The 20,551-nt window shown below is 51.6% G+C and carries 15 protein-coding genes; 11 read left to right on the top strand and 4 right to left on the bottom strand.

Annotated elements, in window-relative coordinates; translation table 11 throughout:
• Nucleotides 1–114 precede the first annotated feature (114 nt).
• From ACFSUS_RS23605 to ACFSUS_RS23595, 3 genes are all read left to right on the top strand, one after another.
• Nucleotides 115–3,333, top strand: coding sequence for an efflux RND transporter permease subunit (locus ACFSUS_RS23605; RefSeq protein ID WP_381526477.1), 3,219 nt, complete (start codon nt 115–117; stop codon nt 3,331–3,333).
• Nucleotides 3,326–4,765: a TolC family protein gene (locus ACFSUS_RS23600; protein WP_381526476.1), complete on the top strand. Its 1,440-nt coding sequence runs from the start codon at nt 3,326–3,328 to the stop codon at nt 4,763–4,765. Before ACFSUS_RS23605 ends, ACFSUS_RS23600 begins: the two co-directional genes overlap by 8 nt.
• Before the next feature lie 204 nt (nt 4,766–4,969).
• The gene (locus ACFSUS_RS23595) at nt 4,970–5,599 is read left to right on the top strand and encodes a carbonic anhydrase (RefSeq protein WP_381526475.1); all 630 of its coding nucleotides are present in this window, start codon (nt 4,970–4,972) and stop codon (nt 5,597–5,599) included.
• Between the two features lie 97 nt (nt 5,600–5,696).
• Here the strand turns inward: ACFSUS_RS23595 and ACFSUS_RS23590 are convergent, their stop codons facing one another.
• Both ACFSUS_RS23590 and ACFSUS_RS23585 read right to left on the bottom strand, forming a co-directional pair.
• Nucleotides 5,697–6,842, bottom strand: coding sequence for an exo-beta-N-acetylmuramidase NamZ family protein (locus ACFSUS_RS23590; RefSeq protein ID WP_381526473.1), 1,146 nt, complete (start codon nt 6,840–6,842; stop codon nt 5,697–5,699).
• A gap of 31 nt (nt 6,843–6,873) precedes the next feature.
• Nucleotides 6,874–9,048 (bottom strand): sensor histidine kinase, encoded by a 2,175-nt coding sequence (locus ACFSUS_RS23585; protein ID WP_381526471.1) that lies wholly within the window; start codon nt 9,046–9,048, stop codon nt 6,874–6,876.
• Between the two features lie 187 nt (nt 9,049–9,235).
• On the opposite strand from ACFSUS_RS23585, the gene ACFSUS_RS23580 reads away from it, so the two are divergent.
• Nucleotides 9,236–10,462 (top strand): ABC transporter permease, encoded by a 1,227-nt coding sequence (locus ACFSUS_RS23580; RefSeq protein WP_381526469.1) that lies wholly within the window; start codon nt 9,236–9,238, stop codon nt 10,460–10,462.
• Between the two features lie 107 nt (nt 10,463–10,569).
• Here ACFSUS_RS23580 and ACFSUS_RS23575 read toward each other — a convergent pair whose 3' ends face one another.
• Nucleotides 10,570–11,436 carry a TraB/GumN family protein gene (locus ACFSUS_RS23575; protein ID WP_381526468.1) on the bottom strand — a complete coding sequence of 289 codons (867 nt, stop codon included), beginning with the start codon at nt 11,434–11,436 and terminating at the stop codon, nt 10,570–10,572.
• Nucleotides 11,437–11,638: 202 nt separating this feature from the next.
• On the opposite strand from ACFSUS_RS23575, the gene ACFSUS_RS23570 reads away from it, so the two are divergent.
• From ACFSUS_RS23570 to ACFSUS_RS23540, 7 genes are all read left to right on the top strand, one after another.
• The gene (locus ACFSUS_RS23570; protein ID WP_381526466.1) at nt 11,639–15,034 is read left to right on the top strand and encodes a methylmalonyl-CoA mutase family protein; all 3,396 of its coding nucleotides are present in this window, start codon (nt 11,639–11,641) and stop codon (nt 15,032–15,034) included.
• Nucleotides 15,035–15,042: 8 nt separating this feature from the next.
• Nucleotides 15,043–15,459 (top strand): XisH family protein, encoded by a 417-nt coding sequence (locus ACFSUS_RS23565; protein ID WP_381526464.1) that lies wholly within the window; start codon nt 15,043–15,045, stop codon nt 15,457–15,459.
• Nucleotides 15,447–15,782: a XisI protein gene (locus ACFSUS_RS23560; RefSeq protein WP_381526463.1), complete on the top strand. Its 336-nt coding sequence runs from the start codon at nt 15,447–15,449 to the stop codon at nt 15,780–15,782. Before ACFSUS_RS23565 ends, ACFSUS_RS23560 begins: the two co-directional genes overlap by 13 nt.
• A gap of 139 nt (nt 15,783–15,921) precedes the next feature.
• Complete coding sequence (locus ACFSUS_RS23555) at nt 15,922–17,010, top strand: glutaminyl-peptide cyclotransferase (RefSeq protein ID WP_381526462.1); 1,089 nt, start codon at nt 15,922–15,924, stop codon at nt 17,008–17,010.
• A 244-nt stretch (nt 17,011–17,254) separates the two neighbouring features.
• On the top strand, nt 17,255–17,803 hold the full coding sequence (locus ACFSUS_RS23550) for an L-threonylcarbamoyladenylate synthase (RefSeq protein WP_381526459.1): 549 nt from the start codon (nt 17,255–17,257) through the stop codon (nt 17,801–17,803).
• 73 nt (nt 17,804–17,876) lie between these two features.
• Nucleotides 17,877–19,385 (top strand): CCA tRNA nucleotidyltransferase, encoded by a 1,509-nt coding sequence (locus tag ACFSUS_RS23545; RefSeq protein WP_381526457.1) that lies wholly within the window; start codon nt 17,877–17,879, stop codon nt 19,383–19,385.
• Nucleotides 19,386–19,389: 4 nt separating this feature from the next.
• The gene (locus tag ACFSUS_RS23540; protein ID WP_381526455.1) at nt 19,390–19,596 is read left to right on the top strand and encodes a hypothetical protein; all 207 of its coding nucleotides are present in this window, start codon (nt 19,390–19,392) and stop codon (nt 19,594–19,596) included.
• 95 nt (nt 19,597–19,691) lie between these two features.
• Here the strand turns inward: ACFSUS_RS23540 and ACFSUS_RS23535 are convergent, their stop codons facing one another.
• The gene (locus ACFSUS_RS23535) at nt 19,692–20,483 is read right to left on the bottom strand and encodes a M23 family metallopeptidase (RefSeq protein WP_381526512.1); all 792 of its coding nucleotides are present in this window, start codon (nt 20,481–20,483) and stop codon (nt 19,692–19,694) included.
• Between the last annotated feature and the right edge of the window lie 68 nt (nt 20,484–20,551).

Below are 20,551 nucleotides of genomic sequence, written 5' to 3'. Positions count from 1 at the left end.
CTGAGGATCATTAATAGAGTCATTCGTGGGTATTAATTGCCTACCACAAATGACGACTGATGACCAGCAATGACCGCAAACAGAAGTCAGCCTAACCTAAAAAACTCAATTTCCATGTTCAACACCTTCATTAAAAGACCATTACTCTCCACAGTAATTTCGGTACTGATCGTTCTGTTGGGCGTGTTGTCTTTGATTAGTTTACCCGTTACTCAATTCCCAGACATTGTGCCGCCGTCGGTGACTGTCACCGCCAAGTATACGGGCGCCAACGCCGAAGTGAGCACCAAAGCGGTAACCACTCCGCTCGAACGGGCCATCAACGGCGTGCCTAATATGACCTACATGACCTCTATTGCGGGCAACGACGGGTCAACGCTTATCCAGGTCTTTTTCAAGGTTGGTACCGATCCTGACCTGGCTGCCGTCAACGTGCAAAACCGCGTAACAACCGTTTTGGATGAGTTGCCCGAAGAGGTGATCAAAGCCGGGGTTGTTACCGAAAAAGAGGTGAACAGTATGCTGTTGTACCTGAACATCGTAAGTGACGACCCTACCGTCGACGAAAAATTCATTTACAACTTCGCCGACATCAATGTACTGGCTGAGTTGAAACGCATTGACGGGGTGGGCTTTGCCGCCATCATGGGCAACCGCGACTATTCGATGCGGGTCTGGCTCAAACCCGACCGGATGACGGTCTACGAAATATCGGCCGAGGAGGTTATCGCTGGTATTCGCAAGCAGAATGTTGAAGCCGCTCCGGGAAAAGCCGGTGAGAGCGCCGACCGTGACCCGCAGGTGTTACAATACGTTTTGCGCTACACGGGTAAGTTTTTCGAGCCAGCTCAGTACGAGAACATCGTGCTTCGGGTGAATCAGGACGGGTCTTTGTTGCGCCTGAAAGACGTAGCCGACGTTGAATTCGGTTCCGTAGATTATGGCGTGCTGTCGAAGACAGACGGCAAACCTTCGGCGGCTATCATGCTCAAACAGCGCCCCGGCTCCAACGCCAGTGAGGTTATTGCCAACGTGAAAAAGCGCATGGCCGAACTAAAGGAAAGCTCCTTTCCCACGGGCATGACTTACAACTACGCCTATGACGTATCGCGGTTTCTGGACGCATCGATTCACGAAGTGGTACGTACGCTGATCGAAGCCTTCGTGCTGGTGTTCATCATTGTCTTTCTCTTTTTGCAGGACTGGCGTTCGACCCTCATCTGCGCACTGGCCGTACCGGTGGCGCTGGTTGGTACCTTTGCCTTTATGAGTGCCATCGGGTTTTCGATTAACCTGTTGACGCTCTTTGCGCTCGTATTGGCCATCGGTATTGTGGTCGATAACGCCATTGTGGTGGTGGAGGCCGTTCACGCTAAGATGACCGAAGACCATTTGTCGGCTCGGGCGGCTACCTTCGCAGCCATGGGCGACATTGCCGGGGCTATCGTTGCCATTACGTTGGTGATGTCGGCGGTGTTCGTTCCGGTGGCGTTTATGTCGGGACCGGTGGGTATCTTCTACCGTCAATTCTCGCTCACACTAGCTATTTCCATTGTCATCTCGGGGGTCAACGCCCTCACCCTTACCCCTGCCTTGTGCGCTCTGCTGCTCCGACCCAACCACGGTGAGCAAAAGGGACTGCTGGGCCGGTTTTTCGCCCGTTTTAACCGAAGCTACGAGTCGCTGGCGAACAAATACCAGGCCCTACTGAGCCGGATACTGAACCGGGGTATTGTTACGTGGGGGTTGCTGCTGGCGTTTGTTGCAGGCATCTGGGGCATCACGACCGTGTTACCCGGTGGTTTCATCCCGACCGAAGATCAGGGCATGATATACGTGAACGTAACGACACCCGCCGGAGCAACCGTCGATCGAACGGAAAAGGTATTGGACGCCATCGAGGCTATTGCGTCGGAGCACGAAGCAGTCGAAAACATATCGACGCTGGCCGGTTTCAGCCTGCTGACCGACGGAGCTGGCGCTTCATACGGGATGGGGATGATTAACCTCAAACCCTGGGATGAACGGAAGGTGTCGATGCAGGAATTGATTGCGATTCTGGAAGAGAAAACCAAAAACGTAACTGATGCCAGCATCCAGTTCTTCCCCCCGCCGACGGTACCCGGCTTTGGTAATTCAAGTGGTTTTGAGCTGCGGATGCTGGACCGGAACCGGAGCAACGATCTGCAAAAAACGGCGAAAGTGGCGCAGGATTTCATCGCTGCGCTGAAGAAACGGCCGGAGATTGGCAACGCCTTCACCAGCTTTGACCCCAGCTTTCCGCAGTATTTGTTGCACGTTGACCAGGAGAAAGCCGCGCAAAAAGGCGTCTCGATTGACAACGCCATGAGTACCCTGCAAACCCTGATGGGTAGCTATTATGCGTCGAATTTCATTCGCTTTGGCATGATGTATAAAGTGATGGTGCAGGCAGCCCCTAACTACCGCGCCAAGCCCGAAGACGTGCTCAACATGCGGGTTAAAAACGACCAGGGCGAAATGGTGCCTTATTCTAATTTCGTCAGTTTAGAGCGCGTGTACGGTCCTGAGCAGCTGACTCGCTATAATATGTACACCTCGGCCATGATTAACGGGGATGCTGCTCCTGGTTACAGTAGCGGAGACGCAATTAAAGCCATTCAGGAAGTTGCCAAAACAAATCTACCACGCGGATACGCCTACGAATGGTCGGGCATGACGCGGGAGGAGATCTTGTCGGGCGATCAGGCCATGTACATTTTTGCCATCTGTTTAGTGTTCGTGTACCTCTTGCTGGTCGCGCAGTACGAGAGCCTGTTCCTGCCGCTGCCGGTGCTTCTGTCGCTGCCCGCTGGCGTTTTTGGTTCCTTCGTCTTTTTGCAGCTGGCGGGCTTGCAGAATAATATCTACGCACAGGTAGCCTTGGTCATGCTGATCGGTCTGCTGGGTAAAAACGCCATTCTGATTGTGGAGTTTGCCAATCAGCGGCAGAAAGAAGGTTTATCCATTCTGGAAGCCGCCATGGAAGGGGCCGTATCTCGGCTACGCCCCATTCTGATGACCTCATTCGCCTTCATTGCAGGTCTTATTCCGCTTTGTATTGCGTCGGGTGCCGGTGCCATGGGGAACCGGTCCATCGGTACAGCCGCAGCCGGGGGTATGTTCACCGGTACCATTTTTGGCCTGGTGCTGGTACCGGGTCTCTACGTCGTGTTCGCTAAATTAGCCGAGCGGTTCAGCTCAGAACGGCCGACCGACGATAACGACGAAGACCCACGCCTGGCGAAGCACAACACCAAACAGGTTTTAGCATCCACCCAAAAGCACGTGAATGGTGCCGTCGTCCATGAATAGATTCCTGCCAACAGGCAGCTGTATTCTGCTGTCTGCCTTACTGTTCAGTAGCTGCCAGGTGTATAAACCCCTATCGCAGGCACCAACCCAGCCGTTGCCTGCTTCATTTACAAACAGCACCGATTCGAGCAGCATTGGTACCAAGAACTGGCGCACGTTTTTCGACGATCCGTTCTTGGTACGGCTGATCGATTCAGCTTTGGCGGGTAACGTAGACCTGCGGATAGCAACGCAACGTATTGAAACAGCCCGAGCGGCTTTTGAATACAGTCGGGGCTATTTAGTGCCTTCCGTAAACGCCGTTGTAGCGGCCGGGGTTGACCGGTATGGGCAATATACCCAAAATGGCGTGGGTAACTTTGATACCAATTTGTCGGAGAACGTTCGGGGAGACCGAAGAGTACCGAATCCTGTACCCGACTACTTTGTGGGCGCCCGCAGCACCTGGGAGGTCGACTTGTGGGGCAAGCTGAAGAACCAACGAAAAGCGGCTTATCTCAGGTTTCTGGCTTCTGAGCGCGGACGACATCTGGTGATCACGTCGCTTGTGGCCGAAGTAGCCCGGCACTACTACGCCTTGCTGGCGCTGGATGGCGAACTCGAAATTCTTCAGAAGAACATCAATTTCCAGCAAAACGCCGTTGACTTGGTCCGCATCCAGAAGCAGGCGGGTCGCGTAACCGAATTAGCCGTTCAGCAGTTCACGGCTCAGCTTATTAATACCCGCAGTCGGCAGGGGCAGGTTCAGCAACAGATCGTCGAAACCGAAAACCAACTGAATCGGCTCCTGGGTCGTTTCCCACAGCCTATTGCCCGAGGCAAGTCGCTTCAGGAACGGGAGCTTCCCGGCCAAGTGTCGGCGGGAGTGCCGACGCAGATGCTGGTCCGGCGACCTGACGTCCGGCAGGCCGAACTTCAACTCCAGGCCACCAACGTGGACGTTGACGTAGCACGGGCCGAATTTCTTCCGTCATTGAACCTCACAGCTTACCTGGGTCTGAATGCCTTTCGCACATCGGTACTGGTAAATCCGGGCTCGGTGGCGGCTGGTTTATTAGGTGGTTTATCAGCTCCAATATTGAACCGGCGCTTTCTGAAAGCTAACTATCGCCAGTCGGTAGCGCAAAGCCAGGAGGCCCTTTACAACTACCGGCAGACTATATTGACCGGTTTTGGCGAGGTCGTTTCGAGTTTGCGAGGAGTAGAAAACTATCGAACCGTAGCGGAGTTGCAAGCCCAGGAGGTGAATGTATTAGGACAGGCGGTTACGACTTCAAAGGATTTATTCGCGGGAGGTTACGCGACCTACCTGGAAGTGATCACGGCTCAACGTAGCGTGTTAGAAGCCGAATTAGCCCTGATAAACACCAAACGCGCACAGTTTCTGTCACTGACTGATTTGTATCGGGCATTAGGGGGCGGTTGGGAATAAGCAATCTTCTCGCCACAGCTGCATGGCCCGTATAATCAACCAGATAATACCTGACAAGTCTTTAAAGGTTTATAAATTCCTCCTTGATTTACGTCAGACCGTGTATATTTTGGCGTAAATCGGGAAGGCAAATTTTTGCTAAGCCATCTTTAACACTAACCTTGCTTTTTGGGTTATTAAAAAGCTATTAAAACCATTCATACTATGTCTTTGTACGAAAGCGTATTCCAGAACAACCGCGAATGGGTTGCTCAGCAATTACAGGAAGATCCTGAATGTTTCAATGAGATGGCCAAGGGGCAGGCACCCGAATTCTTATACATTGGGTGTTCAGATAGCCGCGTCCAGCCCGAGGATTTTATGGGTGTCAAGCCGGGACAAGTATTCGTGCACCGTAACATTGCCAATCTCATTCCTAACAACGACCTCAGTGCCGCATCGGTAATTCAGTATGCGGTGGAACACCTGGGCGTTAAACACATTATTGTCTGCGGACATTACGGTTGTGGAGGCATTAAGGCAGCCATGGCCAATAAAAGCCTGGGAACGCTGAACATGTGGATACGCAACATTGATGACGTTTATCGGTTGCATCGCTCCGAAATCGAGTCCCAGCCGGACGACGACGCTAAGTTCCGTCGGCTTGTCGAGTTAAACGTAGAGGAGCAGTGTCTGAACATTATGAAGTTTGAGTTTATTCAACGCGCCCGTCAAAACGGTGAATATCCTCGCATCCACGGTTGGGTATACGACATTGCCACCGGAAACGTCGTCGATAGAAAAGTTGACCTGAATAAATATCAGGAGGAACTAGAGTTATACAGACTCGACTAAAAAAGGCATTGAGTTGTTGTAACGCGGGTGAAAACCCGCGATCTAAGCCACAAATCGTAGGTTTCCACCCGCGCTACAGCAACTCAATGATTTTGTTTTACTGATATAACAAATACTTCTTTCGGGTCTGTTTGTAGGCGCTCAGGGCCGGTTCCCAGCTTTTGCGAATCTGGCTCTCGGGGACACCCGCTATCAGCTGCAGTCGGAGTTGGTCGCTACCATACAGCTTATCCATAAACGCCCCATTACCCAAAATGAACTTGTCCTTGTCAGCGGCCTTGTTATAAAAATCGATGACGTATTTCAAGGTAAATCCCTGCTTACGGGCGTCAATGCCGGACAAATCCAATCCATAGCAAAGCTGGCCTTTATTGGGTGGATTCATAGCCCCTGGCTTGTCGACGGGTGTAAATTGATAAGGGCCATTCTTAGGATTTGGCGAGCCAATTACCTGAAACTGCTTATCCGTTCCGCGACCCACACTAACGATTGTTCCCTCGAACAGGCAGATTGACGGATACAATAAAATTGCCTGCTGGTTAGGCAAGTTTGGTGAAGGCGGCACGGGCAAATCATAAGGCATCTGGTGGGTGTAGTTCTTAACCGGCACGACCGTCAGCGCAACGGTTTTTCCACCCCCCAGCCAGTTTTCTCCATTAATCATTCTCGCCAATTCGCCAACCGTCAGGCCGTGAACGATGGGAATGGGATGCATCCCAACAAACGACTTGAACTTGGGGTCCAGCACGGGCCCATCAATGTAGTGGCCGTTGGGGTTGGGTCGATCGAGCACAATTAGCGGTTTTCCCGTTTCGGCGCAGGCTTCCATCACGTAGTGCAGGGTACTGATGTACGTGTAAAACCGAACGCCCACGTCCTGAATGTCAAAAACAACCACGTCGAGTGAGTCGAGCTGAGCCGGGGTTGGTTTGTAGTTCTTACCGTAGAGCGAGATAATATTAATGCCAGTTTTGGGGTCACGGCTGTTGGCAATCTTGTCGCCAGCGCTTGCCTGCCCCCGGAAGCCATGTTCGGGCGCAAAAATGGTTTTAATCGTTACGCCCAGCGCGGTCAGGCTATCGACCGTATGCGTTTTATTGATGATGGAGGTCTGGTTAACCACCATACCCACGCGTTTGCCCGTCAGCGCAGGCAGGTACAGCGCCGTTTGCGATGCCCCCGTCTGGAGTTGGGCAACAGCGGCTTGGCTCATGAGGAGCGCAACAACAAGTAGTTTCTTCATATAAAGTCAGTGTGTAATAATTGATCGGTGTTTAGGCGGGCAATTTTACAACAAAGGAGGTCCCGGCTGCACCTGATGTTTCAAGAGCTAACGTTCCCTGGTGACCTTTTGTGATGATGTCATAACTTAATGACAAGCCCAGGCCGGTGCCCTGTCCGGTGGGTTTGGTCGTAAAAAATGGTTGAAATATCTTTTCCTTAACGCTGTCAGGCACACCCGAGCCATTGTCGCTGACCACGATCGCCACCGCATCCGCTAGTCGTTGAGTACGAACGCTAACGGTAGGCTTGTAGGTAGCTCCTTCCTTAACCGACCGCTCCTGAACGGCGTAAAAAGCGTTGTTAAACAGGTTCAGCAATACTCGGCCAACATCCTGCGGTGCTACGTTTATGATACCCGCTTCTGAGTCGAAGTTTGTCACCAGGTGAGCGTTGAAGCTTTTATCCTTGGCACGTAGTCCATGATAGGCCAGTCGTAAATATTCGTCAACCAGGGCGTTAATGTCGGTGGCTTCGCGCTGACCGCTGCTCACACGGGCGTGGTCGAGCATCCCGCGCACGATGCCCGCGGCCCGGTTACCATGCTGACTGATTTTCTGAAGATTCTGCTCCAGATCGCCCAGCAGTTCAATCTCCAGTTCTTCATCGCGGTTTTCGGCTTTATTGCGCTCTTCTTTCAGCTCTACCACTAACTCAGCTGATACGTCGGCGAAGTTGTTCACGAAGTTGAGCGGGTTCTGAATTTCGTGCGCAATACCTGCCGTAAGCTCACCCAGGCTGGCCATCTTTTCCTGTTGTATTAGCTGCTGCTGAGTCTGGCGTAGTTCCGTTAGCGACTTGGTCAGCTCGGCCGTTCGTTCGGCGACCTGCCGTTCGAGGGTTTCGTTCTGACGAGCCAGCAGTTGCTGCTTTTCCTGCTCCTGAATCAGTGCCTGAGCTGATAGCTGTTCGACCTGGTCAAGTTTTTGCCGAAGCGACAGGTACGTGCGGGCGTAGTCACGCACCAGCGACAACGACAAGCCCAACGGAACACTAAGCAACCCTACTAGCGACAGCAATATCATCGGAATCGTCATCCATTCTATGATATAACTTGCTTTCAGCATAGCAGCTAACAAGCTGAACAGGATGGCTACCGGAATCGTGGCCAACAGCGCGAAGAATGTTACTTTCAGCGAGTTCCAGGGCAACCGGGCGTCCCGATCAGGATTTCGGCGTTTAGCCAGCCAGCTCACCCGAACGTATTCTATCAGCACCAGGCCTAACGGAATCAGGAACAGGCTATCGGGCAACTCGCCGATCAGCACATTGTAGAACGCACACCCAGCCAGCAGTCCCACCAGCCCCCAGAACAGCCAGCCGGGGCGTCGGCCGAGGTACGTGTAGACGGCCAGAAGCAGTAAGGCAAAAGCCGCGCTGATACTGAACACCGCCACTGCCCCCCGTAATGAATCAGTCGTCAGCGTACCAGTGAAGTCTTCAGCTTGATCCATTAGAAAAGCCAGGGCAAAAGCCAGCATGGTCGCACTCAGCACCCGGTGTACAGGTTGTGTCGGATTGGCACGGTAAAACAGAAAATGCAGCAGGCTTAGCAGACTGAAAATACCAATCACCAGCCACTCAGTACCTGCTCCTGTGTGCTGTGCGTCCTGTAGCTCAAGAGGGGCATCGCTGGCTAGGTCAAAACTAAGTCGAAAGGGTTCTTTCCCAATTACTGCGCCGATCATCGGGTCGCGCCGGAAGGCATAGCGCACAGCCAGCGTATGCTGGTTTGTATCGGCGATCCGGATTGGCAGCAACGCCACAATCCGTTGTGATCCACCCGAGTCGTAGCGAGTGGGCTTTAGCACGGCCAGCCGCCGACCATCAAGATAGACCTCTGATTGTCCGAACTGGTGGATCGTCATGGTTACGTCTTTGCTTACCAAGCGTCGGAACCGGAACGTTTGCCGGAACCAACCCCGGCCCGCTTTCCATAATTCCGGGTTTTCGTCGAAATCAGTGCTGGGTTTAATATGGGTCCAATGGCGGTCATCGTAGGTCGGGCTCGCCCAGGCCGTACTATCACCGGCCCGAAACTGCCAGGCGTCCTCCTTTACGGTCACCCGGTCTTCAGACTGCCCTTCAAAAACGATAGCCTGAGCAGAGACTTCCATCACTCCGACAAGCATCATCAAAATATTCAGTAAGTACACAAGTCGCATCATCTGGCTAAATTACGTAACTGTCTAGCTATTGAACATACATTTTGTTGCTATATGTACGTATCCAGCTCTTTTCTTCGTAGTCCCAGGCGGGATACATAGCGGGCGAAATGGCCAAAACACGTAGTTTTGTCGTTAGTACGGTAAGCGCTTCTGCTACCCGTCAACGACTTCTGATCAACTCATTACTTTGAACGTTCCTATTTTTCTGGCCCGTAAGGTCCGTCATGCACCCCAGGGCAGTTTTTCGGCCACTGTCACCAAGATCGGAGTCGCCAGCATCGCCCTTGGCCTGGCCGTTCTGATTGTTTCGTTTGCCGTTCTATACGGCTTTAAATTCACCATTCAGCAGAAGATTTTCCTGTTCGGGGCGCATGTGCAGGTCGGCAAATTCACCAATAACTACTCGTATGCCGAATCACCCATAGCACTCAACACCCGGCTATACCGCGAACGCAACCAGATTCCGGGCGTGCGACACATTCAGGCCGTGGCGCTGAAAGCCGGCATTTTAAAAACGCAAGACGAACTGACGGGGGTTGTCCTGAAAGGAGTAGGCAATGATTACGACTGGGATTTATTACGTGGTTCGTTAATAGCGGGCACAATACCGGCCGTTGGTGCGGATACCGGCACCGGGTCAACGCAGTTACTGATTAGTCAGTACATGGCCAATCAGCTTCAGGTGAAGGTGGGGCAAAGTGTACCGCTGTATTTTCTGGGAAACCCACCCCGCGCCCGTAAGATGAACATTGTTGGCATCTACGAAACGGGCCTTGAAGAGGTTGACAAAACGATTGCCATCGGCGACATTCGGCTCATCCAGCGACTCAACAACTGGGGCCCCGATTCGGTCGGAAGCTACGAGATATTCGTCAACAACTTTGAACGTCTGGAGCCCACCGCAGCCACCATCTTTAACATCATGACGCCCGACATGCGCCTGACCCGGGTGACGGACCAGTACCGCCCCCTGTTCGACTGGATGGTGTTGCTTGACCGTAACATGATCATTCTGCTCACGCTGATTACGTTTGTGTCTTCGTTCAACATGGTATCGGTGCTGCTGGTACTCATGATGGAACGAACCCCCATGATTGGCCTGCTGAAGGCCCTCGGCGGCCCTGACCCACTCATCCGGCGTATGTTTGTATACGTCGGCCTGAACATGGTTGGCTGGGGCCTGCTGATTGGCAACGTCGTTGGTCTGGGCCTTTGTTTCTTACAGGATCGCTTCAAGCTGATTCCGCTCGACGCCAAGAACTATTTTATGAACTACGTTCCCATCGTCTGGGACTGGCCAACCATTCTGGCCTTAAATGGCGGAACGGTTCTGTTAATTGCCCTCGTGCTGTGGGCACCTACCTTCATTATCAGCCGAATTCAGCCCGTGAAGGCGCTGGCGTTTAAGAAGTAGAGCCGGAATTTAGCAGATTTATGGAGTAAACAGATTTTGCGAGTCGCCCACTTTAACAAAAACGAAATCCTGCCAATCCATAAATCTGCTAAATCCCGGTTCAGACATTACTCTACCGCCTTCACCGTGTACCCCTTCTTGCGTAACAAATTAATCACACCTTTTTCGTTGCCGAGGTGACCAGCGCCAAAGGCAAAAAACGTAGGCTTTTCTTTGGCGGCTTTTTCGATAACCGGAATCCAGTTGGCGTTACGTTCGCCGAGCAGGTTGTCTTCGTACTGGGCAAAGTCGCCACCGCTGAACTGGCTGGTTTTCATCATATTCATGAGCTTACTAACGTCTTTGGCTTTGTAGGCCGTCAATAAGTCGTTGAACTCCTTCTTAGCTTCCTCGGGTTTCTTGGCCATATCTACCAGCCCCTTCAGCTGCTCATCGACTGGTATTTTGTCCAGGGCCGCCAATTGCGCGTCGATTGTTTCCAGACCCAGTACTTCTTTCTTTTCCTTAGAAGCCATTTCGGCAAACGTCATGTCGTACGACGCGGGCTGGCAGGGCAATACGGTCATGTACATCAGCGACATAAGGCCAATAGGCTTTAACATGCCGACCTGCGCCAGGCCCATGTTCATTTTCTGCTTCAGGTAATTATCCAGCAGGGTGTAATCGTCGGGTTTCAGCAGGTCTTTCACATTTTTACCTCCGCCCATCACCATTGCCTGCTGCATTTTACCCATCATGGCCGGGTCGTCCATATCGATTTCCAGGTATACCTGTTGAGCGTCGCCGATGGCTTTTTTAGTAGCGTCGGTAATATTCAGATCCGTTGGGCAAACGAGGTGAAAAGTGCCGTACAGATACGAAGGTTTGGGCAGGCCGGGGCCGGTTACTTCATAAAGCAGGGCTTTGTCCTGCGCCTTGACGGTCGTAGTAAGAGACCCAAGAAGCATTAATCCAGCGGCAGCTAGTTTTTTCATGGTGAATTTTGTTTATGACGAGTGGTTATTGACTCAAAGCTACAAGCAGCTTCGTCCAAGAGCAACAAAATGAGGACAAGGGTCAGATTCCTGGGATGAAAGGCTAGCGTTATGGAATGGAAATGACTTGCCGTTTACTTCGTAACTTTGGTACGATTTTACGATACGACATCAACAAACGAATACTACGTCTCATTCTGTTATGATTGCTCAACCCACTAGACCCGAACCCCAGGCAGGTCCCGCCTGGAAACACAAGATACGTATCGTTACGGCAGCCTCCCTATTCGACGGCCACGACGCGGCCATTAACCTGATGCGCCGACTGATGCAGGCATCGGGGGCCGAAGTGATTCACCTCGGGCACAATCGGTCGGTCGCCGAAATTGTTGATTGCGCTATTCAGGAAGACGTCCAGGGAATTGCCGTGACGAGCTATCAGGGGGGCCACCTGGAGTTCTTTAAGTACATGTACGATCTACTTAACGAACGAGGAGCCGGTCATATTAAAATTTTCGGGGGGGGCGGGGGCACAATTTTACCATCGGAGATCGAAGAACTCCACAGGTACGGTATCACTCGCATTTACTCGCCCGACGATGGCCGGTCGATGGGCTTGCAGGGTATGATTGATAATTTGTTACAGCAATGCGATTTCGAATTGCCTGCTCCTGCCCTATCAGCCGAGCAATCGTTACGCGATGACCCCAACCTCATTGCCCGGCTGATCACAACGGCGGAAAACGACCCGGAAACGTATTCGTCCCCTGGTCCGAATGGAACCGGAGATGAAGGCAAGCAGCCTCCCGTTCTGGGCATTACTGGCACGGGAGGAGCAGGCAAATCATCACTGGTTGATGAACTCGTACTTCGCTTTCTGCGGCAGTTCCCCGACAAGACGCTGGCTATTATTTCGGTGGACCCGTCAAAGCGTAAAACGGGGGGCGCTCTACTGGGCGACCGGATTCGGATGAACGCCATAACTCCCCCCGCCGGTGCGCCGGTCCGAGTGTACATGCGCTCGCTGGCAACCCGGCAGTCGAACCTGGCCCTGAGCCGCCACGTGCAGGATGCTATAGATGTGTGCAAAGCGGCCCATTTTGACCTGATCATCGTCGAGACATCAGGCATTGGTCAGTCGGACACCGAGATAACGGAACACGCTGACAAAACGCTTTACGTGATGACGGCCGAGTACGGCGCGGCTACCCAGCTGGAAAAAATCGACATGCTTGACTTTGCCGATGTTATCGCGATCAACAAGTTCGACAAACGTGGCTCTTTGGACGCCCTCCGCGACGTTCGGAAGCAATACCGGCGCAACCACAACGTATGGGACAGTCCCGATGAGGAATTACCGATTCTGGGTACCATTGCCGCTCAGTTCAACGACTCGGGTATGAACGCTCTCTTTGACCGTCTGATGCAGAGTGTAGGGCTGGTGGGTGATGAGGGCTTAGGGTCTGGGGAACTGGAACGTAGTACTGAATCCCCCCAAGCCCTTAGCCCCCAGGCTACGAAAGCCATCATCCCTGCTGACCGGGTGCGTTATCTGGCTGAAATTGTTGAAGAAAGCCGTCGGTACGACGACTTTGTCAATGAGCAAACAGCGCTGGCCCGGCAACTGTACCAGATTGATGGTACGTTGAATGTGTTGGCAGACGGACCACTGAAAGATGAGCTACAACAACTCTACTCCAACCTCGAAAACCGACTGCATCCTGAATGCCGCACGTTGTTGCAACAATGGCCGGATATGCAAAAGCGCTACACGGCCGAGTTTTACGAGTTTAAAGTGCGCGACAAGGTCATCCGGCAGCCGTTGTATTCGGAAACACTCTCCCACCTGAAAATCCCGAAAGTTAGCTTACCCAAATACCACGATTGGGGCGACATTTTGCGCTGGCTGCTAACGGAGAACGTACCGGGCGAATTTCCGTATGCCGCGGGCGTGTTTCCGCTCAAACGCGAAGGTGAAGACCCAACCCGGATGTTTGCGGGTGAAGGTGGACCCGAGCGCACTAACCGGCGATTTCATTACGTATCGAAAGGCTTACCGGCCAAGCGGCTCTCAACGGCGTTCGACTCGGTGACGCTTTACGGCGAAGACCCCGCCATGCGACCCGACATTTTTGGCAAAGTAGGCAATTCGGGCGTGAGCATCTGTACATTGGATGATGCGAAGAAGTTATACTCCGGCTTCGATTTATGCGATCCGGCCACGTCGGTTTCCATGACCATCAACGGCCCCGCGCCGATGCTCCTTGGCTTCTTCCTCAACGCAGCCATTGATCAGCAATGCGAAAAATGGCTGAAAGAAGTAGGGCGGGTGGAAACCCACCAATCCGATACTGGCGCGGGTGGGAACCCGCGTTACAACGGCCCACTCCCCGACGGCAACGATGGGTTGGGGCTGATGCTGCTCGGCACAACCGGCGATAAAGTATTGCCGCGCGAGGTCTATGAGCAGATTAAAGCCGACACGCTACGTAAAGTGCGCGGAACCGTACAGGCTGATATTCTGAAGGAAGACCAGGCTCAGAATACCTGCATTTTTTCGACGGAGTTTGCGCTCAAAATGATGGGCGATATTCAGCAGTATTTTACCGACAACCGGGTTCAGAATTTCTATTCTGTTTCGATCTCGGGCTATCATATTGCCGAAGCCGGGGCTAATCCCATTTCGCAGTTGGCTTTCACGCTCTCCAACGGGTTCACATTTGTGGAATATTACCTCAGCCGGGGCATGAACGTGGATGATTTTGCCCCGAATCTGTCGTTCTTTTTTTCGAATGGCATGGACCCTGAATATACGGTGCTGGGTCGGGTGGCTCGGCGCATCTGGGCGAAGGCGATGAAACATAAGTACAAAGCCAACGATCGATCGCAGAAACTCAAATACCATATACAAACCTCGGGACGAAGCCTGCACGCGCAGGAAATTGCCTTCAACGACATCCGTACGACGCTGCAAGCCCTGCTGGCTATCTACGATAACTGTAACTCATTGCATACCAACGCATATGACGAAGCCATAACAACCCCAACTGAAGAATCGGTACGTCGGGCGATGGCCATTCAGCTGGTTATTAACCGCGAATTTGGGCTAACCAAAAATGAGAACCCCTTGCAAGGCTCTTTCGTAGTCGATGAGCTAACGGATCTGGTAGAAGAAGCCGTTTATCAGGAGTTTCTGGCTATTAACGAACGTGGGGGTGTTTTGGGGGCTATGGAGCGCATGTATCAGCGGAGTAAGATTCAGGAAGAGTCGATGTATTACGAAACGCTCAAGCATAACGGCCAGTTGCCTATCGTTGGCGTCAATACGTTCTTAGATCCGAACGGCTCACCAACCATCGTTCCGGCCGAGGTGATCCGCTCGACCGATGAGGAGAAACGGTACGCCGTTGACTCTTGCCGGGCGTTTCAGGAGCGAAACCGGAACGAAGCGGAAAGAGCCTTGGCCAATCTGCAAGCGGCTGCATTAACGAATGGTAATCTATTTGAGAGCCTAATGGAAGCTACCAAGGTTTGCTCGCTGGGGCAGTTGTCGAACGCACTGTATGCCGTGGGCGGAAAGTACCGCCGGAACATGTAAGTTTGTATGTGGCCGCAAAAGACATTTTTCACGAAACAGTCAGAAAAGCATTGGAAACAGACGGTTGGACAATCACCGATGATCCGTTGCTGTTACCGCTTGGCGAACGAAAACTATACGTCGATCTTGGTGCCGAAAAGCTATTGACAGCGAACAAAGAAGATCAATACATTGCCGTTGAAGTCAAAAGTTTTGTAGGTAACTCTATAATGTCGGAGCTTGAGAAAGCAGTTGGTCAATACACGCTGTATCGCCAGTCTTTACGGATTCAGCAGTCCAACCGGCAACTTTATTTAGCTATTCCAACAGACGCCTACGTAGAATTATCGACCGACAAACTGATTTCTATTATTCAGGAAGATTTAGGCATGAAGCTGCTTGTATATAACCCAACTACTAAACTGATCGAACTATGGCTTCCTTGACTGACTATTCCGGAATTGTTCAGCGGTTGCTAGACGAACGTAAGGCGTTCGTCGAACGAACAGGTTTGGATACTATTGAATCAATTCATGATACAGTTAATGACCGATACCTGCTTATAATCAACACCTGGAACGGAGAGAAGCGCTCCTATGGCGTTTTTATTCATATTGACATTGTCGACGGAAAAATATGGATTCAGCGCGACGGTACGGAAGATGGTGTTATTGATGATTTAATTAAGGCAGGAGTACCCAAAGAACATATTGTTCTGGCTTATCGCTCGCCTTTTGTCCGGCAATTTACGGGCTTTGCCGTGTCCTAAATTTAGAAAGCCTGATGGAAGCTACCAAGGTTTGCTCGCTGGGGCAGTTGTCGAACGCACTGTATGCCGTGAGCGGAAGGTATCGGCGCAATATGTAAAACAACAGCTAGTGAACCATACACTTGCCGTACATCCCTATATGAAATTACCAATTTCCTATCTAGTATCTGTTTGTTTTCTGACACTGGTGAGCGTATCCTGCCAGAAAAGTAAAGACGCCACCAGCGTATCCGAGAACCAGGCTAGGCCGCAGATAGCGATCCTTTCAAAGACGACTTATAATCTGGGAGACACCATCCCTTTGCAACTTAGCGAGCCACTGACCCAGGTGCGTGTCCAGATTGACTCCGTATCGGCTCTGGTTCTTCGACAAACGGCAGACTCATTGGCAGTTAGTACGTCGTCTGCTAAACAGATTGGTTTGCATCAGTTAATTGTTCAGGGCGTTAGGACGAACAACGCACCCTATTCGGATACCCTGGGGATCGAGTTATGGTCGGACGTCAGCCCTGCCCAACTCGATTATTCAGTAGTAAAAACGTACCCCCATCAGGCAAGTAGCTTTACGCAGGGACTTGAGTTTTATAAGGGCGCGTTGTACGAAAGTACGGGCTTAAATGGTCAGTCTAAACTCATGCAGGTTGATCTGCCTACCGGAGCCATCATCAAGTCTGTCCCTTTGGGCGAGCAATATTTCGGGGAAGGCATCACCATCGTCAACGATAAAATTTATCAGCTGACCTGGACCTCAAATACCTGCTTTCAGTATACCATGGACTTCGTGTTGGCAAAGACGTTCTCCTACCCTACCCAGGGCTGGGGCTTAACCCACCGCGACTCGACCCTGATTCTGAGCGACGGCTCCAACAGACTCTATTATTACACACCTGACTTTCGCAGAATCGGCGAAGTTGTGGTGTACGACGACAAAGGCCCAATCATGAATTTGAACGAACTGGAATACATTGACGGATACGTTTTTGCCAATATCTGGCAAACCAACCGCATTGTGCAGATTGATCTGGCATCGGGCAAAGTGGTGGGAAACCTTAACATGGAACGTATCCTGCCAACGAGCATCGACACAAAGACCAACGTGCTGAACGGTATTGCCTACCAACCTCAGGAGAAAGCGCTGTACGTCACCGGTAAGAATTGGCCAACTTTGTCAAAGATAAAGTTAAAGCAGCCGCTTAAGAAGCCCGAAACGCTCGTTGCATCCCGGTAAGATCGCGTTGGTCTGAGCCGTTGTATTCGTCTGCTCATGTTCAGAATTTTACGGGCATAAGTAATTATCGAGCCAGTCAGTAATCTACTTCTTTTATTTCGTAACAGCTCTCCGAATGCTGGTCAGTAGTGATTCGTAGCCGGGTATACGTTGCGAACGTCCAGTCATCCCGGAATTAGCCTCATCTTCTACTTGTCTAATCGCCTTTCGGTAAACTTGGCGTACTTTTGCGGGTTATTTAGCTATGACCCCAACTATCCGCGATATTGCTTACCAACTGCGACAGGGCCAACTCATTGCGCTTGCCGATGAGACGGGCTGGTCTGTTGCTGCCGATCCAGCCAACAACGCAGCCGTCGAAAAGCTGCTGACGCTGCAATCAGTCATGCCCAGTGGCTTACACCCAACCGTTGTTATCCAGAACACGGATCAGTTGGGTTTGTACGTCGCCAAAGTGCCGGACGTCGCCTATGATTTAGTCGAGTTTGCCGAAAACCCATTGACGGTCATCTACGAACAGGGTAAAAACGTTTCAACCGTTTTGTGGAGTTCAACCGATGCCAGCGTGTCAGCCGGAGCGCTTGCCGTTCGGCGGTCGTTGAACGCTGAGGTACAACGGCTCATTGGCAGTTTTGGCCGTGGCTTACTCACCATTCCCTTCGAATCGCTCCTGTTGCCACCGGCCGCCGAATCTTTAATCTGGGAGCGATTTGGGACACTTCCAGCCATGCCCAAACGGCCAAGAATCATGCAATTAGGTGTGGATGGAACGGTTAGTTTTATTAGAAAGTAGTGTTAATAGTATGGTAAACGGTTCATCTCTAGCTCAGGCATCAGTCTGTAGAAGAAACCGAAACCAGTGAATTATGAATTTCAGCGACACCTTACATAAAAACCCGGTCTTTGACCTAATCGCGCGTGAAGCCGACCAACTCGGTGTGCGGGCTTACGTCATCGGCGGATTCGTACGCGACCTGGTGCTAGGCCGACCTTCTAAAGACATCGACGTTGTTTGCATCGGTAGTGGTATTACGCTCGCCGAAGCGGTTGGCCGTGTGTTACATACTAAAGTGTCACAGTTCCCGAGCTTTGGAACGGCTATGCTACGAACCGAGCACGAGGGTCAGGACTGGGAAGTTGAATTTGTCGGCGCCCGTAAAGAGTCGTACCGAAGCGATTCACGCAAACCCATTGTAGAAGATGGTACACTGGAAGACGACCAGAACCGCCGTGATTTCACCATCAACGCCATGGGTATCAGTCTCAATCAGGCCGATTATGGCGAGCTGATTGACCCGTTCGGTGGTCTGAAAGATATTAAGCGTAAAATGATTCGCACTCCACTCGACCCGGCAATTACGTTTTCCGACGATCCTCTGCGGATGATGCGAGCCATTCGATTTGCTTCGCAGCTTAGCTTCGACATTGAGCCGGATACCTTTGACGCGATCGTACGCATGAACGAACGGATCAGCATCGTTTCAAGAGAGCGCGTCACGGATGAGTTGAACAAGATCATTCTGTCACCAACGCCTTCGTATGGGTTTAAGCTGCTTTATCACGCGGGTTTACTCGATCGCATTTTCCCCGAGCTGGTTGCCTTAAAAGGCGTTGAGACTATCGAAGGCAAGGGACATAAGGATAATTTTTATCATACGTTACAGGTACTCGACAACATTGCCAACCGTGCCGACAAATCGCCTGTTCTGCGCGAGAATGAATTGTGGTTACGCTGGTCGGCCTTGCTGCATGATATTGCCAAGCCCGCTACCAAACGCTTTGACCAAAAAGTGGGCTGGACATTTCACGGACATGAAGATTTAGGAGCCAAGTGGGTACCGGGTATTTTCCGAACCATGAAGCTCCCCCTCAACGAGCACATGCGTTTCGTGCAGAAGCTTGTACGGCTCCACCTCCGTCCTATTGCGCTCACCAAAGAACAGATTACCGATTCGGCCCTGCGCCGACTGCTAGTTGATGCTGGTGACGATCTGGACGGGCTGATGGCGCTTTGCCGGGCCGATATTACGTCGAAGAATTACGAAAAAGTACAGAAGCACCTGCGTAATTTCGACAAGGTTGAGCGAAAGCTGCACGACCTGGAAGAACGCGACAAGCTCCGCAACTTCCAGCCCGTAATTACGGGCGAATTGATTATGGCTGCCTTTAACCTTCCTCCCTCCAAAGAAGTTGGAGAGCTTAAAACAGTAATACGTGAGGCTATTCTGGATGGTATCGTACCGAATACGTTGGAAGGAGCCTATCCGTTTCTGGCTGAAGAAGGTAAAAAACGGGGCCTGACGGTATCGAAAAGTTTGGCCGAATTAAGCAGCCTCAGCGCTGTTCCAGTAGAAAACGAACATCTGTCTAACTGAATACATGGAGAATAATACCAATTTTCGGCGCTTCTTTGGCGCATCGCTCACCATCCTGGGCGTAGTTGTCGTTCTATTTGCTTTAGTGGCTTTCTTATCCGACGGTAAGCCCGTGCTCGGCATGAGCGTTTCAAAAGGCGAAGCGGCCGCTCCGTTCATCGTCGGCATGATCTTCCTCATTACCGGCGTCAACCTGGTCCGCGAGTCGTAAAAGGGGAGTTATAACGTCATAGAGTTGTAACGTTATAGAGAAAATGAAGCGTCAGCCAACTGTATAACTCTGTGACTCTACAACTTTATAAATACTTATTTCGACAGGCGGGCCGTGAGCAGCCATTCGTACGTATTGATAGGCTGTGGCAGGCCATCTGGCTTAATTTGCAGATACATTAAGTGCAGATGGGTTGGTGAGCGGGCTTTATAGGCATTATAACCGGTGCGCCCCATTTCAGCCAATTTCTGCCCGGCCTGCACCCATTGCCCCGGTGTTACGTCTACCTGGCTATTGTGTGCGTAGTAAAACAGTCCGTGGAGCATGGGGTCATACACCCAGATCCAATTACCCCCGCGGTATTCGGAGCCCGGTTTCCAGGCCGTTTCGATGCCTACGACTACGCCACTCGTCATGGCCAGTATGTCAACGGGTCCACCAGTGCGGTCATCGATGTTGTCCTGGTTTCGGTCGCTGATAAAAATATCCTGCGCCGGGTGACTCCCTCGTACGTTATAATCGAACAAGTCGAAACCAACGCTCCGATAGCCTTCACCGTGCGTGCCCCCAATTGAACTAGCGGTGTACCCTCGTAATGGAAAAACAAAGTATCTGCCGGTTCGACGCAAACTGTCGCGTTGGATAGAGTCTTGTTGGTAGCTTTCGTTGCTGCGGAATCGCTGCTGCAACCCATACATGATGCTGCTAAACTGTAATCGGGCGGAATCTGGGGGTATCCGTTGTTCTCGAATCTGCGTGTATAGCGTTTGAAATTTTTGACAATACGCGTAAACAGTTGGTTCGGTCGAATTGCTGATAACGACCTGCGATGAGGCTACATTGAGTCCCCCCACCACCAATGCTCCCATAATACCCGCTACACGCATGAACGAAGTTACGTCAATCTTCACTACTATCCTTCTTAGATTAATTAGCCAAAATTAAGCAAAGTCTT

Source organism: Spirosoma soli, assembly GCF_042684525.1.
GTDB lineage: Bacteria > Bacteroidota > Bacteroidia > Cytophagales > Spirosomataceae > Spirosoma > Spirosoma soli.
This window is presented reverse-complemented; position numbering and strand designations above follow the sequence as displayed.

What these genes read in the sequence shown, in the direction of transcription:
- ACFSUS_RS23605 (WP_381526477.1), top strand. Translation starts at nt 115, where the DNA reads ATGTTCAACACCTTCATTAAAAGACCATTACTCTCCACAGTAATTTCG.
- ACFSUS_RS23600 (WP_381526476.1), top strand. Translation starts at nt 3,326, where the DNA reads ATGAATAGATTCCTGCCAACAGGCAGCTGTATTCTGCTGTCTGCCTTA.
- ACFSUS_RS23595 (WP_381526475.1), top strand. Translation starts at nt 4,970, where the DNA reads ATGTCTTTGTACGAAAGCGTATTCCAGAACAACCGCGAATGGGTTGCT.
- ACFSUS_RS23590 (WP_381526473.1), bottom strand. Translation starts at nt 6,842, where the DNA reads ATGAAGAAACTACTTGTTGTTGCGCTCCTCATGAGCCAAGCCGCTGTT.
- ACFSUS_RS23585 (WP_381526471.1), bottom strand. Translation starts at nt 9,048, where the DNA reads ATGATGCGACTTGTGTACTTACTGAATATTTTGATGATGCTTGTCGGA.
- ACFSUS_RS23575 (WP_381526468.1), bottom strand. Translation starts at nt 11,436, where the DNA reads ATGAAAAAACTAGCTGCCGCTGGATTAATGCTTCTTGGGTCTCTTACT.
- ACFSUS_RS23570 (WP_381526466.1), top strand. Translation starts at nt 11,639, where the DNA reads ATGATTGCTCAACCCACTAGACCCGAACCCCAGGCAGGTCCCGCCTGG.
- ACFSUS_RS23560 (WP_381526463.1), top strand. Translation starts at nt 15,447, where the DNA reads ATGGCTTCCTTGACTGACTATTCCGGAATTGTTCAGCGGTTGCTAGAC.
- ACFSUS_RS23555 (WP_381526462.1), top strand. Translation starts at nt 15,922, where the DNA reads ATGAAATTACCAATTTCCTATCTAGTATCTGTTTGTTTTCTGACACTG.
- ACFSUS_RS23550 (WP_381526459.1), top strand. Translation starts at nt 17,255, where the DNA reads ATGACCCCAACTATCCGCGATATTGCTTACCAACTGCGACAGGGCCAA.
- ACFSUS_RS23545 (WP_381526457.1), top strand. Translation starts at nt 17,877, where the DNA reads ATGAATTTCAGCGACACCTTACATAAAAACCCGGTCTTTGACCTAATC.
- ACFSUS_RS23540 (WP_381526455.1), top strand. Translation starts at nt 19,390, where the DNA reads ATGGAGAATAATACCAATTTTCGGCGCTTCTTTGGCGCATCGCTCACC.
- ACFSUS_RS23535 (WP_381526512.1), bottom strand. Translation starts at nt 20,483, where the DNA reads ATGCGTGTAGCGGGTATTATGGGAGCATTGGTGGTGGGGGGACTCAAT.